Here is a 16,736-nt window from a genome sequence, read left to right as displayed (position 1 = left end):
GCCAGGGATGCGGGGTGCCGCGATCGGCGCAACGATGGACGGGGGGCCGCGGTCAGGCCCGCTGTCCCCGCCCCGGCGCGACAGGAGGTGCTTCGTGGCAGGCACCGGTTCGACCAAGCGGACAGGCAACATCTTCTTCGCCTTCGCCCCCTGGATCATCTTCGACGTGGTGGCGGGCCCCAGCACCTGGGAGTACGCGGCCCTGGCCGCGCTGGTCGCCTCGATCGCGCTCAACGTGCCCGACTTCCGGCGCGGGAAGTTCAAGATCCTGGAGGTGACCGGCGTCGTCTTCTTCGCCGTCATCAGCGTGCTGGCGCTCGTCCTCGACCACCACGACCTGGTGTGGCTGGAGACCTACGCGCAGGCCATCTCCAGCGGCGTCATCGCCGTGGTGTGCCTGGCCTCGCTCGCGTTCGTGCCGTTCACCAGCCAGTACGCCCGCGAGTCGACCCCGCGCGAACACTGGGACTCGCCGGTCTTCCGGCACATCAACCTGGTCCTGACGGCGATGTGGTCCGCCGTGTTCGTGGTGACCGCGGTCCTCGGCGTGGTCGCCGTGCACACCCGGGGCGGTTCCGACTGGCTGAACTGGGTGATCCCGGTGGCCCTGCTGGTGCTCGCGGTGCGCTTCACCGAGCACTACCCCGACCGGTACACCGCGCGACAGCGCGCCGCGGTGCCCGGAGGCGTCTCGTGACCACGCACCGCGCCGCCTTCGACCCGACCCGGGTCGCCCAGCTCTCCGGCCGCTTCGCCCCCGTGACCGAGGAGGTCGACGCCGTCGACCTGGAGGTGACCGGCACCCTGCCCGACAGCCTGGACGGCCTCTACCTGCGCAACGGGCCCAACCCCCGTTTCACCCCCATCGGTTCGTTCCTCTATCCGCTCGACGGCGACGGCATGCTGCACGGCGTGTGGATGTCAGAGGGCCGGGCCCGCTACCGCAACTGCTTCGTGCGCACCCCGGGCGTCCTCGCCGAGGAGAAGGCGGGCCACGCCCTGTGGGGCGGCCTGGAGTCGATGGTGATGCCGACCGCCGACCAGGTCGGCCCCGACCTCGCGGGCACCTTCAAGGATCTGCCGGACATCAACGTCGTCCGGCACGCGGGACGGCTGCTCGCCCTCGCCGAGTCCGCCTGCCCGTTCCGGATCGGCCCCGGACTGGAGACGGTCGGCAAGGAGACCTTCGACGGCGCGCTGCCCGCGGGGATCACCGCCCACCCCAAGGTGGACCCGGTCACCGGCGAGATGGCGGTCTTCCACTACGACGTCGAGCCGCCCTGGCTGACCTGGTCCCTCATCGACCGGACCGGCCGGGTCACCGTGGGGCCCACGCCGGTGCCCGGGGTGGACGAGCCGTTGATGATCCACGACATGGCGCTGACCGCCCGCTACGTCGTCCTCGTGCTCGCCCCGGCCTTCTTCGACCTGACCGCCGCGCTGCACGGCGGCTCCCTGATCGACTGGCGGCCGGAGAGCGGCACCCGGATCGCCCTCGTGCCCCGCGACGGGGGCCCGGTCCGCTGGGCGGCGGGCGAGGCCTTCTGGATGTGGCACACCGTCAACGCCTACGACGACCCGGCGGGTCCCGGCGCCGTCCTCGACTACGTCCAGTGGCCGCGCCTCGGCCTCGGCGGTCCGCCCGCCCCGGACGGCGACCGGTCCGCGCCCGGGGCACAGCGCGGTCTGGCGCGGGCCGTCGTCGACCCGGTGACCGGACGGATCGCCCGCACCCTGCTGGACGACGCGAAGGTGGAGTTCCCGCGGGTCGACGAGCGCAGGATCGGCCGCAGGCACCGCAGGATCGCCGTGGCCGCCGTCAGCGGGGACGCGGACGGGCTGCTGCCGGGGGAGTTCGACTCGGTCCGCTGGTACGACGCCGACCGTCCGGACGCCCCGCCCGCGGTGTGGCGCGGCGAGAACCTCTCCCTCGGGGAGCCGTCGTTCGCCGCCGAGCCGGGACGGGACGGCGAGGACGAGGGCTACTGGCTGATGTTCGCCACGGACCGCGCCGACGGCGGCAGCAGCCTGCTGGTGATCCCGGCCCAGGACCCCGCGTCGGGGCCGGTCGCCCGGCTGCGCGTGCCGGTGCGGGTGCCGCTCGGACTGCACGGGGTGTGGCTGCCGACCCAGGAGTGAGCGGGCGTCACGCGCCGGGCGTCACGCGGCTCGGCCCACCAGGTCGACCGGGTCGGCGCCGTGCTGGAGCGAGGGCAGCGTCAGATGCCACCAGTCGGTGAGCCGGTCCGTGACGGTCTGCGGCCCCTCCAGCGCCTCGGTCAGGGTGCACAGCCCGAAGAAGGCGCGCACCAGGGTGCGGGCGGTGGCGGCGGGACGCACGTTGGGCGCGAGGTGCCCCGCGGTCCTGGCCTGAGCGAGCAACCGGGTGGCCGCGGTGGTCCAGAGGGCGAACGGGTCGGGCAGTTCGGCGTCGATGGTCTCGCGTTCGGCCCACAGGCGCGCGCCCGCGCGCGTCACCGTGTCCTCGGCCAGCGCACGCGCCACCTCGTAACTCAGGGCGACCAGGCGTTCGAGCGGCGGGACGGCCGGATCCGTATACGGCGCGGCCAGCGCGGGCCAGGTGGCGAACCGGTCCTTGACGACCGCGAGGGCGAGCCCTTCCTTGCTGGCGTAATGGAAGTAGATGGCGCCGCTGGTCCGGCCCGAGCGGGCACTTATGTCGTTCACGCTGGTACCGGCGTAGCCCTGTTCGGCGAAGAGACAGGCGGCTGCCTCCAGGAGTGATCGGCGGGTTGCCCTGGCCCGTTCCTGCAACGTCCTGTCCACCTTCGCTCAACGTTCCCGTGACGGGCGGAGTGTAATGCGCCCGCGTACGCCGGGGGCAATTATCGACGTCGGTGCCCGATGATTGCGTTTTTCTTTCGAAGGTGAATGCTTGCGGGTGATCATCGCCCTTTTCGGCCCAATCGGTGGCGCGGATTTTCCTTTTCCTTGACCGAGCCGCGAATTTCGGCTGTGCCTCCCGCATATGACCCAACTGTGCGACCGATGAGCGGGGTTGGCCGACCGCGGCGCGCGTGCTCCACGGTCGCACATGACCCCCCGTTACACCGGCCCCAGAGCGCTGTCGACCACTCGATGCAGTGATTGCGTCACGGAGAGCGACAGAAATAACGTAGCCGTCGCGATGTTTCCCGTTTGGGACGGAATGCGCCGTACGCAGACCGCTCCGCCCGGACGACGGCGCCGAAGGACGCGGCCGGTCCGCGCGCGTCCGGCACGGGGAACCGCGTCACACCCGAACCGCGGTCCGCCACGAGCACGACCGCCACTCCCCCAGGAGCCCTCGTGACCACACAGGCATCCCCACTCCTCCATTGGTCCCCGCAGGCCGTCGTCTTCGACTGCGACGGCACCCTGATGGACACCGAGCGGCACTGGCAGGAGGCCCGCACCAGGGCCTTCCAGTCGTTCGGCCTGACCACCCCGCCGGGATTCGCGGACCGCGCCAAGGGAGTGCACTACATCGACTGCGGCCGCCTGATGGCCGAGGAGGTGCAGAAGCCGGAACTGACCGACGTCCTGACCAAGGGGCTGCTGGAGCACTTCCTCGACCTCGTCACGGACGACCCCGCGACGATGCCGGGCGCGGCCGAGTTCGTCCGGCTGCTCTCCGGGCGGCTGCCGCTCGCGGTGGCCAGCAACTGCCCGCTGGAGGTGGTGGAGGAGAGCCTCGGACGGGCCGGTCTGCGGCGCCACTTCGAGCACATCGTCGTCCCGTCGGGGGCGGGGCCTGACGGGGGCGGCGAGGCGGTGCGCCCCAAGCCCTGGCCCGACGTCTACGCCACCGCGGCCCGGCTGTGCGGCGCGGCGCCGGAGACCGCCCTGGGCATCGAGGACTCCCTGACCGGCGTCGACTCCGCGCGCAGCGCGGGCCTGCGCGTCCTCGGGGTGGGCCCGCGGCCCGCCGAGCGGGACGCGGAGCGGGCCGACCTGTGGGTGAACGCGCTCAACGCGCCCGAACTCCTCGTGTGGGTCCGCGAACACGTCATCTGAACGGACCGGCGCGCAGCCGGACCGCAGGGCTGACCGGACGGCGCGGAACCGGACCGCGGCACCGACCGGCCGGAGCCGGGCGACAGCGCGCGACGGCGGCGGCCGCGATCACGGGCGGTCCGCCCGCGGGCGCGGCTACTTGACCGACCCCGCCATCACGCCCTGGACGAAGTGCCGCTGGAAGGCGAAGAAGACCACCAGGGGCACGATCAGCGAGAGGAAGGCGCCCGGTGCCAGCACGTCGATGTTGCTGCCGAACTGCCGGGTCTGGGACTGGAGCGCCACCGTCAGCGGCTGCGACGAACTGTCCGCGAACAGCAGCGCCACCAGCATGTCGTTCCACACCCACAGGAACTGGAAGACGGCCAGCGAGGCGAGGGCGGGCCTGGCCACCGGGAGCACGAGCTGCCGGAAGATGCGCCACTCGGTGCCGCCGTCCATCCGGGCCGCCTCCAGCATCTCCTGCGGTATCTCGGCGAAGTAGTTGCGCAGCAGGAACACCGCGAACGGCAGCCCGTACGCCACGTGGAACAGCACCACGCCGGGGATCGAGCCGAACAGGCCGAGCTGGCCGAAGAGTTTGGCGACCGGCAGCAGACCGATCTGCACCGGCACCACCAACAGCGCCACCACGACCAGGAAGACCACGTCGCGGCCGGGGAAGTGCAGCCACGCGAAGGCGTATCCGGCGAGCGCGGCGAGCACCACGACCAGCACGGTCGTGGGCACCGAGATCAGCACGGTGTTCCAGAACGCCTGCGTCATGCCGGAGTTCTCCAGCAGCGCCGCGTAGTTGTCGAAGGAGAGCTGGCCCGGGGCGAGGAGCGCCGTCCACCAGCCGCCCTTCGCGCTGTCCTCGGCGGAGCGCATCGACGACAGGAACAGCCCGCCCAGCGGGGTGAGCCAGATCAGCCCGATGAGGACGAGGAAGGCCTGCACCAGGCCGCTGCTCAGGCCGCGCCGGACGGCGGTCATCGCTGACTCCTTCGGAAACGCCGGACGTTGAAGACCATCGCCGGGACCACCAGCAGCAACAGCAGCACACCCAGCGCGCTGCCCAGCCCCTGGTCGTTGCCGCCGCCGAAGGACACCAGCCACATCTGGGTGGCCAGCACGGTGGCGTCCTCCTGCACCGGCCCCGGCGCGATGATGTACACGAGGTCGAAGACCTTCATCACGTTGATGACGAGGGTCACGAACACCACCGTCAGCACGGGGGCGAGGAGCGGGACGGTGATGCGGCGGAAGATCTGCCACTCGTCGGCGCCGTCCATCCGGGCCGCCTCCAGCGCGTCGCGCGGCAGGGTGGACAGGCCCGCTCCGATCAGGACCATCGCGAACCCGGTCCAGATCCACAGGTAGGCCCCGATGATGGCCGGGGTGACGAGGGTCGGGCCGAGCCAGGAGATCCCGTCGTAGGGCTGGGCGAAGTTGGCGGCGGGCAGCTTCAGCGCGTAGCTGCCGGGCGCCAGTCCGGTGAGGGCGAAGGAGCCGTCGGGCGCGGTGGTCGCGGAGGCGACGGCCCGCCCGTCCCGGACCGCCTCGACCTTCATGCCGGGCAGACCGCTCTCCCCGCGGTCGATCGCGCCCTGGGTGCCTCCGCCGCCGGGTACGAAGTCCAGGTAGGCGACACCGCGCAGTTCACCCGGGGCGGCCGGGCGGGCGGTGGCGGGCTTCGCGCCGGAGGGCAGGTCGGCGGGGAGCACGCCGACCAGGGGGAGGGTCGCCGTGTCGCCGGGCGACAGGTTCGCCCCGGTCCGGTAGGAGCCGTCCTTCTGCTGGGTCAGCCCCTGGCCCTCGCGGGCGCGGGCGGTCGGGTAGGGGGACGTGCCGGCGAACGCGTCGTGGACGGAGACGACCGCCGCGTTCAGCACACCCCGGTCGGGGTCCTCGTCGTAGGCCAGCCGGAAGATGATGCCCGCGGCCAGGAACGACACCGCCATGGGCATGAACATCAGCAGCTTGAAGGCGGTGGCCCAGCGGACCTTCTCGACCAGGACCGCGAGGATCAGGCCGAGCCCGGTGAGCAGCGCCGGGGCGATGACGACCCAGAGCACCGTGTTGCGGACGGCCTTGAGGGTGGCCGGGTCGTGGAACATCTCCGTGTAGTTGTCGGCGCCGACGAACCGGGTGCCGGAGGCGTCGAAGAGGCTGCGGCCGATGGAGAACAGGACGGGGTAGACGACCAGCGCGCCGAGCAGCAGCAGGGCGGGCAGGGCGAACAGCACCGCGACGGCGCGGCCCCGCGGCCCGCCCCGCCGCCGGGGCTTGCTCGCGGGCGGCGGGGCGGGCCGTGACGTGTCGTCGGTCAGGGTGACGGTCATGGCCGGTCAGTCCTGGTAGGCCTTGGCCGCGGCCGTCTCCAGCGCGGCGGCGGTGGCCTTCGGGTCGGACGGGTCGCGCAGGAAGTCCTGGAGCAGCTTCCACTCGCCGACGCCCTTGGTGCCGCCGAACGCGGCCGGGGCCTGGTCGGACATGTCGAAGCGGACGGTGTCGCCCGCCTCGATCAGGGACTTGGCGGTCGCCCGGGTCACGTCGTCGCCGTACTCGCCGAGGTCGAGCTTCTTGTTCGGGGAGAGGAAGCCGCCCTGACCGGCCCAGAGCGCGGCGGCCTCGGGTGAGGCCAGGTACTCCAGGAGCTTCATCCCGGCCGCGCGGTGCTTGCCGTCCTTGAGGACGACCGCCGCGTCACCGCCGCTGACCACCGGCGCGGTGTTGCCGTCGACGCCGGGGAAGGGGAAGAAGTCCGCGTCCTCGCCGATCTTCTTACCGAACTGGTCCTTGGCGACACCGGCCACGAAGTCGCCCTCGTAGACCATGCCCGCCTCGGGCTGCGGGCCGAAGACCTTCTCCACCGAGCCGGGGAAGTCGGTGTTCAGGGCGCCCTTCTGGCCACCGGCCAGCAACTGCTTGTCCTTGAACAGCGTGCCGAGCGTGGTGAGGGCCTTGACGACGCTCTCGTCGGTCCACTTCAGCCGGTGGGCGGCGAGCGCGTCGTACTTCTCGGGCCCGGCCTGAGAGAGGTAGACGTTCTCGAACCAGTCGGTGAGGGTCCAGCCGTCCTGACCGGCGACGGCGAACGCGGCAAGGCCGGAGTCGGAGACGGCGTGCCCGGCCTTCAGCATCGCGTCGAAGCTGGTCGGGGGCTTGACCCCGGCCTGTTCGAGGGCGCTCGGGCTGTACCAGACCGTCGACTTGTGGGCGGCCTTGAAGTACAGGCCGTACAGGGTGTCGTCGACGCTGCCGTAGTTCTTCCAGACGCTCGCGTAGTCGGACGAGACGGTCCCCTGGACGCTCTTGGAGAGCGGCTGGAGCCAGCCCTTGCGGGCGAACTGCTGGAGCACGCCGACCTGCGGGACCATCACCACGTCCGGGGCGTCACCGCCCTCGATCTTGCTGCCGACGACCGTGGACACGTTGTCGCCGGTGGAGACGAACCGGGTCGAGGCGCCGGTCTTCTCGGTGAAGGCGTCCAGCACCTTCTGGAAGTTCTTCAGCTCGCTGCCGGACCAGACCCCGGCCACGGTGACGGTCTGGCCGTCGAGCGGCTTGTCCCCGCCGCCCGCGGAGACGTCCCCGCCGCCGCACGCCGTCGCGGCGAGGGCCAGGGGGAGCAGGACGGAGCCGGTGAGCAGGGGGACACGTCGTCGCATCATCGTCGATGACCTTTCAGCAGGTGTGGAGCCGGGTGCGTCAGACGGCGGTCGCGCCGGTGATCCACCAGGCCGCGGTGGAACCGGAGAGGACGCCGGGGGAGCAGGGGCCGCTGGCGAGCAGCGGGGTGCCGGTGACCGGCGCGGGCGCCGGTGCGGTGGTGAAGTTGACGGCGCAGACCAGGCCGTCGCCCCGGGCGAAGGCCAGGACGCCGGGCGGAGAGTCCAGCCAGCGCAGCGTGCCCTCGCCCAACTGGGGCAGCGCGGAACGCAGTTGGAGGCCGTCGCGGTACAGGTGCCAGAAGGAGCGGGTGTCCGCGAGGGCGCGGTCGGTGGCGTGCTCGGCGAACCACTCGGGCTGCGGCAGCCACGGCTTGGCGCCCTCCAGCGCGGAGGTGAACCCGAACGGGGACGCCTGTCCCGACCAGGGCAGCGGCACCCGGCAGCCGTCGCGGATGCGGGCCCGGCTGCCGGTGCGGCGGAAGATCGGATCGGTGAGCACGTCGTCGGGCAGGTCGACGACCTCGGGCAGGCCCAGTTCCTCGCCCTGGTAGATGTACGCGGCGCCGGGCAGCGCGAGCATCAGCAGGGCGGCGGCGCGGGCGCGCGCCGAGCCGAGGCCGCTGCCCTCGGTGGCGGGCTCGCCGTAGCGGGTCACCGTGCGGACCTGGTCGTGGTTGTTGAGGACCCAGGTGACGGTGGAGCCGGTGCCCGCGATGTCCTGCATGGCCTCGGAGATGACCTTGCGGAAGGCGTCCACGTTCCAGGGCGCGCTGAGCAGGTCGAAGAAGAACGCCTGGTGCAACTCGTCGGGGCGGACGTAGCGGGCGTGCTCACGGGCGGTGGGCACCGACACCTCGCCGACCAGGAGCCGTTCGCGGCCGTCGGCGGCGGTGTACTCCTCGCAGACGGCACGCCAGCGCCGCCAGACGTCGTGCACCTCGGGCTGGTTCCAGGCCAGCGGGTTGACGGAGTCGCGGGCGCGGGCGTCCGCCTCGGGGTCGGGCGAGTCGGGCAGTCCGGGGTGCTTGAACAGCCCGGCGGCGACGTCGATGCGGAAGCCGTCCACGCCCCGGTCGAGCCAGAACCGCAGCACCTCCTCGAAGGCGGCGGCGACCTCGGGGCTGCGCCAGTTCCAGTCGGGCTGCTCGGGCGTGAACATGTGCAGGTACCACTGGCCGGGGCGGCCGTCGGCCTCGGTGACCCGGGTCCAGGCGGGCCCGCCGAACATGGCGTGCCAGTTGTTGGGCGGGAGGTGCCCGCCGGGTCCGCGGCCGTCGGCGAAGTGGAACCGGGCGCGGGCCGGGTCGCCTGGCCCGGCGGCGAGCGCCGCGCGGAAGTCCGGGTGCTCGTGCGAGCAGTGGTTGGGGACGATGTCGAGCAGCACCCGGACGCCCAGCAGCCGGGCGGTCGCCATCAGCCGGTCGAACTCGTCGAGGTCGCCGAAGACCGGGTCGACGTCGCGGTAGTCGGCGACGTCGTAGCCGTGGTCGTGCTGCGGCGAGGGGTAGAACGGGCTCAGCCAGATGCCGTCGACCCCCAGCTTGCGCAGGTAGGGCAGTCCGGCCGTGACCCCGGCCAGATCGCCGATGCCGTCGCCGGTGCTGTCCAGGAAGCTGCGGACGTAGACCTGGTAGATCACCGCGTCGCGCCACCAGTGGTGCGCGTCATTGCGCTGGGAAATCACCCCGAGTGCCCGTCTGTGCGTCGTGGTCGTTATGCATGCATGTTAGGTAGCGATGACATGCGGATGTCAATGGACGCGGGACGGTTTGCTCAGCCAACTGCCGGTTATAGAGCGATATTTCGGCGCAATCAGGCCGCTGAAGATGAACGGCCCTACCTAACAAGTAAGTTACGGGGTGACGGGTGCGCTACCGCCGGGTGACGGCGGCCAGCTCGGTCGCGAGCCGCCTGACCGCGTCGTCCGGGCTCTGGCGCCCGGTCAGCGCGTCGTGCACGACGGCCTGCACCACCAGGCTGACCTGGTCGTAGCGCGGGCTCTTGGGGCGCGGGGCGGCCGACAGCACCGCGTCCCGCAGCACGGGCAGGTACGGGAACCGCCGCACCAGCGCGGGATCGTCGTAGAGCGCGGCCCGCACCGGGGGCAGCGCGCCGAGCGTCAGCACCTCGCGCTGCACCGGCTCGCTGGTCAGGTAGTCGATCAGCCGCTTCGCCGAGTCCGGGTGGCGGGTGTGCGCGGTGACCGCCAGGTTGGAGCCGCCCAGCACGCTGGTGCCCGGCCCGTCGGGACCCGGCAGCCGCACCGCCCCGACCCGGCCCGCGACCGCGGAACCCGCGCTGTCCGCGGCGACGTAGGCGTAGGGCCAGTTCCGCAGGAAGAGCAGCCGGCCGTCCTTGAACGCCTGCTTGGACTCCTCCTCCGTGTACGTCAGCGACTCCCGGGGGATCCAGCCCTCGCGCACGCCCCGCACCAGGAACCCGATGCCCTCCCGGGCCGCCGCCGAGTCGACGGTGACCCGCCTGCCCTCGTCGCCCAGGATGCTGCCGCCCGTCGAGTAGACCGCCTCGGCCGCGTTCACCGTCAGCCCCTCGTACGGCAGCATCTGGCCCGCGTACCCGTCCAGACCGTGCCGCGGCGCGACGGTCCGCGCGTCCCGTTCCAGCTCCGCCCAGGTGCGCGGCGGCGGCAGGCCCTCCTCGGCCAGCACGTCCTTGCGGTACAGGAGCAGCCCCGCGTTGGTGACGTAGGGGACCGCGTACAGCCGCCCCTCGTAGGTCGCCGTGTCGACCACCGGGCGCAGGAAGGTGTCCAGCGGGAAGCGCTCGCGCGGCAGCGGACGTATCCAGCCCGCCGCCGCGAACTGGGAGGTCCAGTCGACGTCGATGTTCAGCACGTCGAACCGCCCCCGCCCGGCGCCGCGCAGGTCCGTCTCCATCTGCTCGCGGGTCTCGTCGGTGGAGTTCGGCAGCTCGACCAGGGTGACCCGCTCACCGGGGTGCGCCCGGTTCCAGCCGCTCAGCAGCGGCTCCAGATAGCCGGTGAGGTCCCCGGCCGTGGCCAGGGTCAGCGGACCGCGGCCCGACTCGTCCGGCCGCGCCCCGGCGGCGACGTAACCGGAGACCAGCACGGCGAGAACGAGCAGAGCCCTGCCGGTGGCGCGTGCCCCGCGCATGGGTTCCCTCCCGCTCCGGCCCCGCCGGGCCCCTCGCCCCCCACCGGGCCTCTTCGCCACGGCGGCAAAAGCATGTATACCTGTTAGGTATGCGCGATACTAGGGGCCCCGGCTCATCGGCCACCGGCGCACCGGCCCGTGGCCGACCGGCTCGCCGGACCCGACACGGAGACGAGGTGGAGAGCGTAAGTGCGGCTGCCTCTCCTGGCCCTGCTGGCGCGTGGCCCCGCCCACGGTTACGAGTTGAAACAGGATCTTGAACAACTCCTGGGCGCCGCATACCCTCAGCCCAATGTCGGTCAGATCTACGTCACCCTGGGCCGTCTCGACAAATCGGGACTGATCGAGGGCGAGGAGATCGAGCAGTCCAGCCGGCCGAACAAGAAGATCTACCGTCTCACCGACGCCGGACGCGAGGCGCTGGCGGCCTGGTTCGAGGAGACGTCGGAGGAACCCAGGGTCCGGGACGAGTTCTTCATGAAACTCGCCCTCGCCCCGCGCACCGGGCTCGCCGACCAGATCGCCCTCATCAACAGACAGCGGCGCCAGTACCTGAATACGATGCGCACCCTGTCCAAGCTCGCCGCCGAAGACCGCGACAACCGCATCTCCGCCCTGCTGATCGAGGGCGCGATGCTGCACCTGCAGGCCGACCTCGACTGGCTGGAGCGGTGCCAGGAGGAACTGGAGGAGCAGCAGTGAGCGACACCCCGCCTCCTCTGGTGCTGGCCGAGGCCCTCACCAAGACCCACCACGGCGAAGGCGCCCCCGCGCACGCCGTCCGCGGCGTCGACCTCACCGTCCGCCGGGGCGAGTTCGTCGCCGTCACCGGCCCCTCGGGCGCCGGGAAGTCGACCCTGCTGCACCTGCTCGGCGGGCTCCAGAAGCCCGACTCCGGCGCGCTGTGCCTGGACGGCGAGTCCACCGACGGCTGGGGCGAGGCCCGCTGGGCGGTCGAACGCCGGACGAGGATCGGCGTCGTCTTCCAGTTCTTCAACCTGGTCTCCGACCTCTCCGTCGCCGACAACGTCGAACTCCCCGCCCTGCTCGCCGGGACGGCGCCCCGGCAGGCCCGCGCCCGGCGCGCGGAACTCCTGACCGAGCTGGGCATGAACGGCAAGGAGCGCAACATGCCGGGCGAGCTGTCCGGCGGCGAACAGCAGCGCGTCGCCCTCGCCCGCGCCCTGGTCAACCAGCCCGACCTGCTCCTCGCCGACGAACCCGCGGGCAGCCTCGACAGCCGGGGCACCCGCGAGGTCATGCGGCTGCTGACCCGCTTCCACGGCCGCGGCCAGACCATCGTGCTCGTCACCCACGACGCCCGGCTGGCGACCGCCGCCGACCGGGTCATCAGCTTCTTCGACGGACGCGTCGCCGACGACGTCGAACTCGACGCGGGCCCGCTGCGCGCCACGGGCGCCTCCGGCGTGCTCGAACTGAGGGACTGACGCCGCGGTGGACCACCGGCACCCGGCCGCACGGCACCAGGCGCCACCCGAACGGAGGCGGTGACGGATGCGCGCCCTCACCCGCTGGGCACGGGCCGACCTGCGCAGACACCGGGGCGAGGCGCTCTTCCTGGTCCTCGCCACCGTCGGCATCGTCGGCTCCCTGCTGCTGGCCACCGCGCTGTTCGCCTACGCCACCAACCCCTGGCAGCGCGTCTTCACCCGCTCCGACGCTCCGCACGTCTGGATCCACACCGGCGCCGCCGCCCAGACCGGCCGGCTGGCCGACCTGCACGGCGTCGACGCCGTCGCCGGTCCCTACCCGACCGAGTCGGTGACCCTCCTCGCGCACGGCACCCGGGCCTCGGCCGAACTGCGCGCGACCGGCCGACTGCCTTCCGTGGGGCGGCCGTTGCTCACCTCGGGACGCTGGCTGAGCGCCACCGAACCCGACGGGGTCGTCCTGGAGAGCAGCCTCGCCGCCGCCCTCCTCGCGGGCCCCGGCGACACCGTCACCCTCCCCGGCACCGCCAGGACCCTGACCGTCCTCGGCGTCGCCGACAGCGCCGAACCCCGCTACGGCCGCGGTGAACGGCCCGGCCTGGTCTGGGCGTCACCGGCCGCCGTCCGCGCCCCCGACGGCCAGGTCACCGGACTGCGGCTGACCGACCCCGACGGCACCGACTACCTCGTCCAGCGGGCGGTCACCGTGCTCGGCGCCGGAGCCGTCGACGAGGTGTCCACCTGGCGCCAGGCCCGCACCCAGGCGCAGGGCGACAACCGCCTCCTCGGCCAGGTGCTCGGGCTGTTCGGACTCGCCGCGCTGCTCGCCGCCTGCCTCGCCGTGCACGGCGCCATCGCCACCCGGGTCCGCAACCACCTGCGCGACATCGCCGTCCTCAAGGCGATCGGCTTCACCCCCGGCCAGGTCGTGCGCGTCTTCGTGCTCCAGCACCTCGCCTACGCCCTGCTGGGAGCCGTCGTCGCGGCCTCGCTCGTGCAGGGCCTGGGCAGCCGCGTCCCCGGCCGGATCGGCGAGGCGGTCGGGATCTGGCGGATGCTGCCCGGGTACGCGACGGGCCTGCTCACCGTCTCCGCGGGGACCGTGCTGTTCATCGGCGCCACCACCGCGCTCGCCGCCTGGCGCGCCGGACGGGTCCCGCCGGTGCCGGTGCCGCGGCCCGCCGCCTCCCCCGGCACCGGCCTCTCCGCTCTCGCCCGCGCGGCCCTCGGCCGGGGACTGCCGCCCGCGCTGGTCCTGGGCGCCCACCGGGTGCTCTCCCGGCGGCCCAGATCGCTGGCCACCGTGGCACGGCTGACGCTGCCGCTGCTGCTCACGGTCGTCGCGCTGAGCACCTGGAGCACCATCGACCGCTTCCGCGACGACCCCGCGGGCACCGCGCTCACCGTCCACTCCGCGGGACTCGGCGAGGCCCAGACCCGGGCCGTGCTCCGCGGCGACCCGCGCATCACCGCCGTCTACCCGGGCGTCGAGGTCAGCGCCCTGGTGCCGGGCCAGACCGCCACCATCGCGCTGCGCGGCGCGGGCACCGACCGCGAGCCCTACCCCTACCGCCTCGCCGAGGGGCGCGCCCCGCACGGCCTGGACGAGGCGGTGGCCGGGCAGGGCCTGCTCGACCTGCTCCAGGTGCGGGTGGGGGACTGGGTACGGATGACCGTCGGCGCCCATCCGCAGATCCTGCACATCGTCGGCCGCTCCGTGGAGGCCGAGAACAACGGCCGCGTCATCTCCACCTCCCTGGACAACCTGCGCGCGAACGACCCCCAACTGCCCGCCTCCCGCTACGAACTGCGGCTGGCGCCCGGCGCCGACCCGGACGCGGTCGCCGCCGCTGTCACCGACCGCTCGGGCGGCAGGCTCGACGTGTACACGGTGGCCCGGCCCGCCGGGGGACTCACCGCGCTGCGCCACGTCGTCGCCGGGCTGATCGCGATCCTGGCCTTCATCGGCCTGGTGGAGCTGCTCACCTCGATCGGCGCGGCCGTCCGGGAGGGCGAGCGCGAGCTGCTCGCGCTCAAGGCGATCGGTCTGTCGCCGCGTCAGATCAGCGGGATCACCGTCGCCGCCACCGTCTGCACGGTCCTCGCCGCGAACGCCGTCGCCCTGCTGGCGGGGCTGCCGCTGGCCCGCTGGCTGATCGACGTCCAGGGCCGGTCCACCGGCCTCGGGACCGGGCTCGCGCAGACGCCGCCGGCCGCTCTGCTGGCGCTGTTCGTGCTGACCGCCACCGCGGGGGCCGCCGTCCTCGCGGCGCTGCCCGCTGCCCGCGCCGCCCACCGCCACCGCGCGGACGCGACGGGCTGACACCGGGAACGGGACCGCTCGCGAGGGTCCCGCTACGGTGTCCCGGCCCGGGACCGCTCGCGAGGGCCCCGCTACGGTGTCCCGGCCCGGGACCGCTGGTGGGGGCCCGCTACGGCGTCCCGGTCCGCGCCGGACGCGGCGCGTCCCCTTCCCGGCCGCCCGTGCCGTACCACGGGGGCAGCCGGAACCGGCCGTCCGAGTACGGCGTCGGGGACAGGATCCGCTGGTGGCCGTCCTGGATCTGGTAGACGAGATGGGCCTGCCCGATGGACGGATCGGGCGTCAGCTCCGGGTAGGCGAGCGCGGCCTGGCCCGGGTCGGCCAGGTAGTAGGCGCCGTTGACGCCCCGGTGGATCGTCGTGCGGACCGCCTTGGCGACCCGGCGGTGGTCGCGCGGGTCGTCCACCTGGGACCACGCCCCGGCGATCATCCGGGCCCGGTCGTAGGCGATCCCGGCGTGCGAGCGGCCCGGCGAGACACCGTGCAGGGAGCGGAAGCGGGCCGCGAACGACCGGCCCAGGTGGTCGGAGTAGGTGCCGGTGACCGTCGCCCAGAGCAGCCCGTCGGAGAGCGGGCCCAGCTCCTCGCGGAAGCTGGGGATGGACGGCGTGTACAGCAGGTAGGGCAGGATCGGCGGTCCGTCGGCGAGCAGTTCGCGCAGGAAGGCCAGGCTGCCCGGCATGAAGTAGTGCCCGACCAGGACGGCCGCCGGGGCCGCCGCCCGCACCTGGCGCGCGGTCCGCTGCCAGGCGTCGTCGGACATCCCCACCTCGGACACCGTCTCCAGGGTCCAGCCGCCCGCCTCCACCGCCGCCGCCATCTCCGAGCGGCCCAGGTCGCCCAGCGGCCAGATGCCCTGGACGGCCATCAGCCGGTCGGACTCGGGACGCCAGGCGCCGCTGTCGCGCAGGGACGTCAGGAAGCGGACGAACCCCGGCCCGTAGCGGGTGTCGCTGGGACAGACCTGGAAGATGCCGCCGTACCGCTCGGGGTCCTCGGCGACCCGGGAGACCATCGAGTCGAGGGTCGCCGCGTGCAGGTACGGGCAGCCGTAGTCGGCGGCGATCTCGTGCGCCACGTCCTGCGGACCGATGTAGCCGGAGGTGAGCGCGTCGACCTCCTGCTCCACCAGCTCGGTGAACGCCGCCCGCACCGCCGACGGGACGGTCACGTCGAAGTCCGCGGTGACCAGCTCGATCCGGCGGCCCGCGATGCCGCCCTGGTCGTTGATCTCCTCCAGCGCCAGCCGGGTCGCGAGCAGCATCTCGCGCCCGTCGGCGGCGGCCGGTCCGGTCAGCGGCAGGGCCGCCCCGAGCAGCAGGGGACGGCGGCGCAGCGGGCGCGGCGCCCCGGGGACCGGGGAGGGGCCGGGACACCGCCCCGGGCCGCGGTGGCGATCCGGCCCAGCCCGAGCCGCTCGAAGCGGGTGTCGCCGCCGGGGAACGGCAGCCGCACCAGGCCCTGGTCGAGGGCGAGCGCGGCGGCGGCCGCCCGGCCGGAGAGCTGGAGCTTGGTGAGCAGCCGGTCGACGTGGGTGGTGACCGTGCGGGGGCTGGCGAAGAGGCGTTCGGCGATCTCGTTGTTGGTGAGACCGGCGACGACCAGGGTGAGGACGTCCAGCTCGCGCAGGGTCAGACCGTAGGGGGAGGGGTGGCAGGGCTCGATCAGGACCCGGCCCATCGGCGCGCCGCGCGGGTCGGTGAACGGGTCGACCCAGACCCTGACCAGGGTGCGCGCGGTGCTGTCGGTCCACATGAAGCCGGTGCGTCCGGCCTCGGTGCGCAGGCAGGCCAGCACCAGGTCGGCCAGTTCGGGGTGGTCGCGCAGGAAGCCGACGGCGAGGCCGGGTCCCCCGGCCGGGTCGGGGCGGGTGCGGTCGGTGGCCTCCACGGTGCCGTCGGCGAGCATGATCGCCGAGGCGGGGGGCGCGAGGGTGTCTCCGGCGGGCCAGGCGGGTGCGGTTCGTTTCCGAGCGGACACGGGCGTCGTCTCCCGTCCCTTCGTGCGCGGCCTGCCGCGTGGATCACGGCGACCGGTGCGATGACAGGCTCATCATGCCCAGGTACTGGGGGATACGACAGGGTTACGTGTAACGAACGGGTAAGGAATCATTTGTGGTTACTGTCGAGTTCTCCCGGGACGCCAGGGGCCCGTG

General features: G+C 73.1%; 14 protein-coding genes. 6 read left to right on the top strand and 8 right to left on the bottom strand.

All coding sequences use genetic code 11. The features are described from left to right. Positions 1-94: 94 nt before the first annotated feature. Together GA0115242_RS15615 and GA0115242_RS15610 are read left to right on the top strand one after the other, a co-directional pair. Positions 95-697 (top strand): hypothetical protein, encoded by a 603-nt coding sequence (locus tag GA0115242_RS15615; protein ID WP_093828782.1) that lies wholly within the window; start codon positions 95-97, stop codon positions 695-697. Next, entirely contained in the window at positions 694-2,139 is a 1,446-nt protein-coding gene (locus GA0115242_RS15610) for a carotenoid oxygenase family protein (protein WP_093828780.1), read from the top strand. The genes GA0115242_RS15615 and GA0115242_RS15610 overlap by 4 nt, the downstream gene beginning before the upstream one ends. 21 nt (positions 2,140-2,160) lie before the next feature. Here GA0115242_RS15610 and GA0115242_RS15605 read toward each other — a convergent pair whose 3' ends face one another. Beyond that, the gene (locus GA0115242_RS15605) at positions 2,161-2,787 is read right to left on the bottom strand and encodes a ScbR family autoregulator-binding transcription factor (protein WP_176729820.1); all 627 of its coding nucleotides are present in this window, start codon (positions 2,785-2,787) and stop codon (positions 2,161-2,163) included. Positions 2,788-3,309: 522 nt separating this feature from the next. Here GA0115242_RS15605 and GA0115242_RS15600 point away from each other — a divergent pair. Then, the gene (locus GA0115242_RS15600) at positions 3,310-4,017 is read left to right on the top strand and encodes an HAD family hydrolase (RefSeq protein WP_093828777.1); all 708 of its coding nucleotides are present in this window, start codon (positions 3,310-3,312) and stop codon (positions 4,015-4,017) included. Positions 4,018-4,152: 135 nt separating this feature from the next. Here the strand turns inward: GA0115242_RS15600 and GA0115242_RS15595 are convergent, their stop codons facing one another. The 5 genes from GA0115242_RS15595 to GA0115242_RS15575 all read right to left on the bottom strand — a co-directional run bounded on the left by GA0115242_RS15595 (position 4,153) and on the right by GA0115242_RS15575 (position 10,807). Further along, positions 4,153-4,992 (bottom strand): carbohydrate ABC transporter permease, encoded by an 840-nt coding sequence (locus GA0115242_RS15595; protein ID WP_093828776.1) that lies wholly within the window; start codon positions 4,990-4,992, stop codon positions 4,153-4,155. Then, on the bottom strand, positions 4,989-6,341 hold the full coding sequence (locus GA0115242_RS15590) for an ABC transporter permease (RefSeq protein ID WP_093828775.1): 1,353 nt from the start codon (positions 6,339-6,341) through the stop codon (positions 4,989-4,991). The genes GA0115242_RS15595 and GA0115242_RS15590 overlap by 4 nt, the downstream gene beginning before the upstream one ends. Positions 6,342-6,347: 6 nt before the next feature. Next, complete coding sequence (locus tag GA0115242_RS15585) at positions 6,348-7,673, bottom strand: ABC transporter substrate-binding protein (protein ID WP_093828773.1); 1,326 nt, start codon at positions 7,671-7,673, stop codon at positions 6,348-6,350. Positions 7,674-7,710: 37 nt separating this feature from the next. Next, positions 7,711-9,357, bottom strand: a complete 1,647-nt coding sequence (locus GA0115242_RS15580; RefSeq protein ID WP_256089445.1) for a glycoside hydrolase family 13 protein — start codon at positions 9,355-9,357, stop codon at positions 7,711-7,713. A 187-nt stretch (positions 9,358-9,544) separates the two neighbouring features. Next, positions 9,545-10,807: an ABC transporter substrate-binding protein gene (locus GA0115242_RS15575; RefSeq protein WP_093828771.1), complete on the bottom strand. Its 1,263-nt coding sequence runs from the start codon at positions 10,805-10,807 to the stop codon at positions 9,545-9,547. 189 nt (positions 10,808-10,996) lie between these two features. Between GA0115242_RS15575 and GA0115242_RS15570 the strand changes: the two genes are divergently transcribed. The 3 genes from GA0115242_RS15570 (at position 10,997) to GA0115242_RS15560 (ending at position 14,581) form a co-directional block, all read left to right on the top strand. Next, a complete protein-coding gene (locus tag GA0115242_RS15570; protein WP_093828769.1) occupies positions 10,997-11,509 on the top strand; it encodes a PadR family transcriptional regulator in 513 nt (170 codons plus the stop codon). After that, positions 11,506-12,255 (top strand): ABC transporter ATP-binding protein, encoded by a 750-nt coding sequence (locus tag GA0115242_RS15565; protein ID WP_093828767.1) that lies wholly within the window; start codon positions 11,506-11,508, stop codon positions 12,253-12,255. Before GA0115242_RS15570 ends, GA0115242_RS15565 begins: the two co-directional genes overlap by 4 nt. A 67-nt stretch (positions 12,256-12,322) precedes the next feature. Next, complete coding sequence (locus tag GA0115242_RS15560; protein WP_093828765.1) at positions 12,323-14,581, top strand: ABC transporter permease; 2,259 nt, start codon at positions 12,323-12,325, stop codon at positions 14,579-14,581. 109 nt (positions 14,582-14,690) lie between these two features. On the opposite strand, the gene GA0115242_RS15555 is transcribed toward GA0115242_RS15560, so the two are convergent. Together GA0115242_RS15555 and GA0115242_RS41595 are read right to left on the bottom strand one after the other, a co-directional pair. After that, positions 14,691-15,845, bottom strand: coding sequence for an ABC transporter substrate-binding protein (locus tag GA0115242_RS15555; protein WP_176729819.1), 1,155 nt, complete (start codon positions 15,843-15,845; stop codon positions 14,691-14,693). 29 nt (positions 15,846-15,874) lie between these two features. Further along, positions 15,875-16,561 carry a helix-turn-helix domain-containing protein gene (locus tag GA0115242_RS41595; RefSeq protein WP_256089444.1) on the bottom strand — a complete coding sequence of 229 codons (687 nt, stop codon included), beginning with the start codon at positions 16,559-16,561 and terminating at the stop codon, positions 15,875-15,877. Positions 16,562-16,736: the final 175 nt, after the last annotated feature.

Source organism: Streptomyces sp. SolWspMP-5a-2, assembly GCF_900091845.1.
Taxonomy (GTDB): domain Bacteria; phylum Actinomycetota; class Actinomycetes; order Streptomycetales; family Streptomycetaceae; genus Streptomyces; species Streptomyces doudnae.
This window is presented reverse-complemented; position numbering and strand designations above follow the sequence as displayed.